The 6191-nt window shown below is 66.8% G+C and carries 8 protein-coding genes and 1 pseudogene; all 9 read right to left on the bottom strand.

Going from position 1 to position 6191, the window contains the following annotated elements:
• Positions 1-822 (bottom strand): Ldh family oxidoreductase (locus ABWP84_RS17800; RefSeq protein ID WP_353213364.1); only part of this gene is annotated, 822 nt, incomplete at its 3' end.
• Positions 815-1774, bottom strand: coding sequence for a tripartite tricarboxylate transporter substrate-binding protein (locus tag ABWP84_RS17795; RefSeq protein ID WP_353213363.1), 960 nt, complete (start codon positions 1772-1774; stop codon positions 815-817). The genes ABWP84_RS17800 and ABWP84_RS17795, both read right to left, overlap by 8 nt.
• A 45-nt stretch (positions 1775-1819) precedes the next feature.
• Positions 1820-2434, bottom strand: a complete 615-nt coding sequence (gene ureG / locus ABWP84_RS17790) for an urease accessory protein UreG (RefSeq protein WP_353213362.1) — start codon at positions 2432-2434, stop codon at positions 1820-1822.
• Complete coding sequence (locus ABWP84_RS17785) at positions 2431-3117, bottom strand: urease accessory protein UreF (RefSeq protein ID WP_353213361.1); 687 nt, start codon at positions 3115-3117, stop codon at positions 2431-2433. The genes ureG and ABWP84_RS17785 overlap by 4 nt, the downstream gene beginning before the upstream one ends.
• Positions 3092-3592: an urease accessory protein UreE gene (locus ABWP84_RS17780; protein WP_353213360.1), complete on the bottom strand. Its 501-nt coding sequence runs from the start codon at positions 3590-3592 to the stop codon at positions 3092-3094. Before ABWP84_RS17780 ends, ABWP84_RS17785 begins: the two co-directional genes overlap by 26 nt.
• A gap of 6 nt (positions 3593-3598) precedes the next feature.
• Positions 3599-5311: an urease subunit alpha gene (ureC, locus tag ABWP84_RS17775; RefSeq protein ID WP_353213365.1), complete on the bottom strand. Its 1713-nt coding sequence runs from the start codon at positions 5309-5311 to the stop codon at positions 3599-3601.
• Entirely contained in the window at positions 5308-5613 is a 306-nt protein-coding gene (locus ABWP84_RS17770; RefSeq protein ID WP_353213359.1) for an urease subunit beta, read from the bottom strand. Before ABWP84_RS17770 ends, ureC begins: the two co-directional genes overlap by 4 nt.
• The gene (locus tag ABWP84_RS17765) at positions 5610-5912 is read right to left on the bottom strand and encodes an urease subunit gamma (protein WP_353213358.1); all 303 of its coding nucleotides are present in this window, start codon (positions 5910-5912) and stop codon (positions 5610-5612) included. Before ABWP84_RS17765 ends, ABWP84_RS17770 begins: the two co-directional genes overlap by 4 nt.
• 24 nt (positions 5913-5936) lie before the next feature.
• A pseudogene (locus ABWP84_RS17760) lies at positions 5937-6191 on the bottom strand (urease accessory protein UreD); the annotation flags it as partial.

Raw genomic sequence — 6191 nt, 5'->3', positions numbered from 1 at the left:
GTCGATCACCAGCAGCGCCTGGCCCAGCCGGGGGCGGTTGCCCTCTTCCGAGAAGAAGCCATCGGCCTCGAAGCCAAAGGCCGCGCCGGTCAGCGCCACGCAGAGCAACTCCACCACCAGCGCCAGCGCCGCACCCTTGGTGCCGCCCAATGCGACCAGCGAGCCGAACAGCGCCACCTTGGCATCCGTGGTGGGGTTGCCCTCCGCGTCCAGCGCCCAGCCCTCGGGGATTGGGGTACCGGATTGGGCGTAGCGGTTGATGGTGCCCCGCGCGACGGTGGAAAGCGCCAAATCCACCACCAGCGGTGCATGCCCCGCCGCGCGGGGGAACCCGGCGGCAACCGGGTTGGTGCCCAGCAGCGCCCGCCGCCCCCCCGCCACCGGCATCGCCGCGGGCGAATTGGTGAAGGCCAGCGCCACCAACCCTCGCCGGGCCAGGCGCGCCACCGGCAGCCCCATGGCGCCGGAATGGTGGCTATTGGTAATGCCCACAAAGGCCACGCCCTGGCTGCGGGCGCGGCGCTCGCCCTCCGCCTCGGCCATGGCCAGCGCCGGATAGGCCAGGCCATGCCCGGCATCGATCAGCACCGCAGCCGGCTTTTCGGCGATGATTTCAGGCCGCGCCGCGCCATCGGCCCGGCCATTGCGCAGGAAGGCGGCGTATTGCGCCACGCGGGAGAGACCATGGCCGGCCTGGCCGATCGCCTCGCCATCCACCAGGGCTATGGCGGTCAGCCGCGCCATCTCCGCATGGGCGCCGGCGGCGGCCAGGGCCTGGGCAACCAGGGTTTCGAGTTCGGAACGGGAGAAGGTTTCAGGCATCGGGACGAATACGGGCCTCTTCAACAAGCCTTCCCCAGCGGATGACTTCGGCGCGGAGAAACGCCTCGCTGCGGGCGCTGTCCAGCCCCTCGACATCAAACCCGGCATCGAGAATGCGCCGCCTTGTATCGGGTTCGGCCAGCACGGAGAGGGTGGCGGCCTCGATCTGCCGGCGAATCGCCGACGGTGTGGCGGCGGGGAGTTGCATGGCGGTCCAATTCGTCATGCTGAGCGCGGCCATGCCCGATTCGCTGACGGTTGCGATATCGGGCAGGCTACGATGCCGCGCCTCGCCGGTGGTGGCCAAGGCGCGCAGCCGCCCGGCCTGCACCTGGGAGATGCATTCGGGCAGGTTGCTGACCATAAAGTCCAGATTGCCGGCGACCAGATCCGTCACCCCCGGCGCGCCGCCGCGATAGGGCACATGGGTGATATTGTCGCCCGCGCGGGCCGCGCGGCGAAACAATTCCAGCCCCAGATGCGGGGGCGAACCATTGCCCGAACTGCCGCCATTGAGCGTGCGGGCCCGGGCGGTGGCGGCCAATTCATCGAGGCTGCGGATGGAGCTCGCCGCATTCACCACCACCAGCAGCGGCAGCGAGCCGAGGATGGAAATGGTCGAGAGATCCCGCAGCAGATTGTAAGGTGCCTGGGGAAACATCGTGGCATTGACCGCATGGGTGAGGGTGATGGCCAGCAGGCTATGGCCGTCAGGGGCTGATTTGGCCACCGCATCGGCGCCGATCATCGCATTGCCGCCGGCGCGGTTCTCCACCACCACCGGCTTCTGCCACACCTCGCCCAGCCGATTGGCCATGATGCGGGCCATGATGTCGGTCAGCCCTGCGGGGGTGAAGGGCACGATGTAGCGCACACCGCGTTCGGGAAAACTCTGCGCCAGCGCGGGTGTGGCAAGGGCGGCACCCAGCAGGGCGCGGCGGGTGGCGTGCATGGTCGTTCTCCCAAACGCGGCCCTTATGGGCCTGATGTCAGGGTATCATGGAGCGCGCACACCGCCTTGGGCAATGATGAAGGCGGCCACCTCGGCCACACCCTGCTCGGCCTTGAGGTTGGTGAAGATAAAGGGCCGGCTGCCCCGCATCCGCCTGGCGTCCCGGTCCATCACCGAGAGATCAGCGCCGACGAGTGGCGCCAGGTCGGTCTTGTTGATCACCAGCAGGTCGGAGCGGGTGATGCCCGGGCCGCCCTTGCGGGGGATTTTGTCGCCGGCCGAGACATCGATGACGTAGATGGTGAGGTCGGCCAATTCCGGGCTGAAGGTTGCGGCCAGATTATCGCCGCCGCTCTCGATGAACAGCACTTCGAGATTGGGCCAGCGGGCATTCATATCGGCCACGGCGGCGAGGTTGATGGAGGCATCCTCGCGGATCGCGGTATGCGGGCAGCCGCCGGTTTCCACGCCCATGATGCGTGCTGGCTCCAGCGCCCCGGCGCGGGTGAGGAATTCGCTGTCCTCACGGGTATAAATATCATTGGTGATGGCGGCGATGTCATGGGTGGGGGAGAGGCGCTTGCACAGCCGCTCCAGCAGCGCGGTCTTGCCGGAGCCGACAGGGCCGCCGACGCCCACGCGGAGAGGACCGTTGCTCATGATCTGAACAGCCTTGTGTATTGGGTTTCGTGACGGAGCGAGAATTGGTCGAGCATGGGGGCGGCGGTGCCCAGCCTATCGAGGCTGGCGGCTTCGGCCGCATCTGCCGCCTGCTCAATGATGGGAAACAGGGCGGCGGTGACGCGCTGGCCATCCGTCTGCCCCAGCGGCACCAGCCGCACGCCGGCGGAGACGAGATTGGCGGCAAACCCCGAAAGCCAGCCCACAAGCGCCGGCCGCAGCGCCATGCCATGGCAACCGGCGGCAGCGCCAAAGGCCACGGCATGGGTCAGCCGCCCCGGATGGCGGGCGCTGAACGCGGCGAAGCCGGCATGCGGCCAGACAGTGTTGGTGATGCTGGCAAAAGACCCGCCCTGCTGGGTGGCCTCCAGCGCGGTTTCGCCGCAGCCGCGCCAGGCTCCGGCCAATTCGGCCACCTCATCCAGTGCCGCATCATCACCCACGGCGCGATGGGCCGCCACCAGCAGGGCCGCATCCACCCGCCCGGCACCGGCCAGCAGCACCGCCTCGATATAGGATTGCAGGCTCGCGCGGGAGGTGACCGCGCCTTCCTCCACCGCCATCTCCAACCCATGGCTGTACGAAAAACCGCCCACCGGATAGGCGGGCGAAAGCCAGGTCAGCAGCCGGAAAAGCTCAATCATGGTGATGGTGGTGGCCATCCCCGTGATGGTGGCCGTGCTGGTGCTCCGGGTTGCGGTTGTGCTCGCCATAGGCGCCGCCTTCGGGGTTGAAGGGGGCCTGCACCTTCGCCAGCCGGGCGCCGAGGCCGATCAACATCCGCTCGATCACATGGTCGAAACGAATGAGGATTTTGCCGCCCTGGAGGTCCGCCGGCAAATGCCGGTTGCCGAGATGCCAGGCCAGACGCATCAAATGCTCGGGCGTATCGGCCTGGATTTCCAGCAGCGGCTCGGCGGCGGCGCGCACCAGGACGAGGCTGCCATCGGAGAGCGGCAGCCCATCGCCATCGCGCAGCACCTGGGCCTCTGGCAGGTCGAGCAGGAATTCTCCGCCGGAATCGGTGCGAAACACTTTTCGGCGGCGGAAGCGGTCATCGAAGTCGAGCGTCACCGTCTCCTGCGCGGATTCGGGCGAAAAACTGCCGGCGGCGGCGATATTATGGGTGTGGCGCATGATGCCTCAGAACAGAAAATAACGCTGCGCCATCGGCAGCGATTGCGCGGGTTCGCAGACCAACAACTGCCCATCCGCCCGCACCTCATAAGTCTCGGCATTCACCTCGATCTTCGGCAGGTAGGTGTTGTGCACCATGTCCTTCTTCGAGATGCCGCTGCGGGTATTGCCCACCGCCAGCAGGGGCCGCGTCAGCCCCAGCCGCGCGCCAATGCCATTCTCCAGCGCCGCGCCGGAGGTGAATAGCACCGCCGATTGCGCCAGCGCCCGGCCGAACCCGGCAAACATCGGCCGGTAATGCACCGGCTGCGGCGTGGGGATGGAGGCATTGGGGTCGCCCATCGGCGCCATGGCGATGGAGCCGCATTTCAGCACGAAATCCGGCTTCACCCCGAAAAACGCCGGCGACCACAGCACCAAATCCGCCAGCTTGCCCACCTCCACACTGCCCACATGCTGGGCAATGCCCTGCGAAATGGCCGGGTTGATGGTATATTTGGCGATGTAGCGCCGCACCCGCAGATTATCATTGCTCGGCTTTTCGCCCGGCAGCGCGCCGCGCTGCACCTTCATCTTATGCGCCGTCTGCCAGGTGCGAATGATCACCTCGCCCACCCGCCCCATGGCCTGGCTGTCGGAGGACATCATCGATATGGCGCCCAGATCGTGCAGAATATCCTCAGCCGCGATGGTCTCGCGCCGGATGCGGCTCTCGGCAAAGGCCACATCCTCGGCGATGCGCGCGTCGAGATGGTGGCAGACCATGAGCATGTCGAGATGCTCATCCACCGTGTTCACCGTATAGGGCATGGTCGGGTTGGTGGAACTCGGCAGAAAATTCGGCTCCCCCACCACGCGCAGAATATCCGGCGCATGCCCGCCGCCCGCGCCCTCAGTATGGAAAGCCTGGATGGTGCGGCCGCCAATCGCGCGGATGGTGTCCTCGACGAAACCGCTCTCATTCAGCGTGTCGGTGTGGATGGCGATCTGCACGTCGTACCGGTCCGCCACCGACAAGCAATTATCGATCGCCTTGGGCGTGGTGCCCCAATCCTCATGCAGTTTCAGGCCGGCGGCGCCGCCGATGATCTGCTCCTCCAGCCCCGCCGGCAGGGCGGCATTGCCCTTGCCCAGAAAGCCGAGATTCATGCAAAACCCCTCGGCTGCCTGCATCATGCGGGCCATGTGCCAGGGGCCGGGCGTGGCGGTGGTGGCCAGCGTGCCATGCGCCGGGCCGGTGCCGCCGCCGAACATGGTGGTGATGCCCGAGGCCAGCGCCTCCTCGATCTGCTGCGGGCAGATGAAGTGGATATGCACATCCAACCCGCCCGCAGTCAGGATGCGGCCCTCGCCGGCAATGATCTCGGTGCCTGGGCCGATGATGATGGTCACGCCCGGCTGGGTATCGGGGTTGCCGGCCTTGCCGATGGCAGCGATCCGCCCATCCTTCAGCCCGATATCGGCCTTGATGATCCCCCAATGATCGACGATCAGCGCATTGGTGATAACGGTGTCCATCGCGCCGCCCTCGCGGGTGACCTGGGACTGGCCCATGCCGTCACGAATCACCTTGCCGCCGCCGAATTTCACCTCCTCGCCATAGGTGGTGAGGTCCTGTTCGGCTTCGATGAAAAGCTCGGTATCGGCCAGGCGCACCCTATCCCCGGTGGTGGGGCCGAACATGCCGGCATAGGCAGAGCGGGTGATCCTCGCCATCAGAGCTTCCCCTCGGTTTCGCCCCGGAAGCCGTGCACGACGCGCCCCCCGCCAAAGGGCACCAGTTTCACCCGGCGGGCCTGCCCGGGCTCGAAACGCACGGCGGTGCCGGCGGCAATATCCAGCCGCTGGCCGCGCGCGGCGGCACGGTCAAAGGCAAGTGCTGGATTGGTCTCGGCGAAATGATAATGGCTGCCGACCTGAATCGGCCGGTCACCGGTATTGGCCACCTCGATCTCGGTGACGGGCAGGCCGGCATTCAACTCAATCTCGCCTTCCGCCAACAGATATTCACCGGGGATCATCGGATGGGCTCATGCACGGTGACAAGCTTGGTGCCGTCCGGAAAGGTCGCTTCCACCTGGATTTCATGGATCATCTCGGCAATGCCCTCCATGACCTGGGCGCGGCTGATCACCCTCGCCCCGGCCTGCATCAGATCAGCGACGGAGCGGCCATCCCGCGCCCCCTCCACCACAAAATCACTGATCAGCGCGATGGCCTCAGGGTGGTTCAGCTTCACGCCGCGGGCGAGGCGCTTGCGCGCCACCTCGGCGGCCATGGCGATCAGCAGCTTGTCTTTTTCGCGGGGCGTCAGGTGCATGAGACTCAGTTTGGCAAGCCTCGCTCAGCAGCGCCAGAGCCTTGGCAGCCGCGCCGGCAGGCCAAATGCCGCAGAACGCAGCAAAGGCACCGCCGCCGCCACCTGGTTGCGCACATCGGAGGCATCGCCCAGCGCACGCGCCAGCAAAAGCCCCGGCCGCAGCAGCGTGCAGGGCATGATCTCCCGAAGTGCGGGCACATGCGCCCCCGCACCCTCGGCCGCCAGCAGCACCGTGCCCATGGCCTGGGCGCCATGGAAGCGATGGGGATGCGCCAGATC

It is taken from the genome of Rhodovarius sp. (assembly GCF_040399605.1).
Taxonomy (GTDB): domain Bacteria; phylum Pseudomonadota; class Alphaproteobacteria; order Acetobacterales; family Acetobacteraceae; genus Rhodovarius; species Rhodovarius crocodyli_A.
This window is presented reverse-complemented; position numbering and strand designations above follow the sequence as displayed.

Coding starts and splice junctions, on each gene's coding strand:
- ABWP84_RS17785 (WP_353213361.1), bottom strand. CDS start 3,117: ATGGCCACCACCATCACCATGATTGAGCTTTTCCGGCTGCTGACCTGG.
- ureG (WP_353213362.1), bottom strand. CDS start 2,434: ATGAGCAACGGTCCTCTCCGCGTGGGCGTCGGCGGCCCTGTCGGCTCC.
- ABWP84_RS17770 (WP_353213359.1), bottom strand. CDS start 5,613: ATGATCCCCGGTGAATATCTGTTGGCGGAAGGCGAGATTGAGTTGAAT.
- ABWP84_RS17780 (WP_353213360.1), bottom strand. CDS start 3,592: ATGCGCCACACCCATAATATCGCCGCCGCCGGCAGTTTTTCGCCCGAA.
- ABWP84_RS17795 (WP_353213363.1), bottom strand. CDS start 1,774: ATGCACGCCACCCGCCGCGCCCTGCTGGGTGCCGCCCTTGCCACACCC.
- ABWP84_RS17765 (WP_353213358.1), bottom strand. CDS start 5,912: ATGCACCTGACGCCCCGCGAAAAAGACAAGCTGCTGATCGCCATGGCC.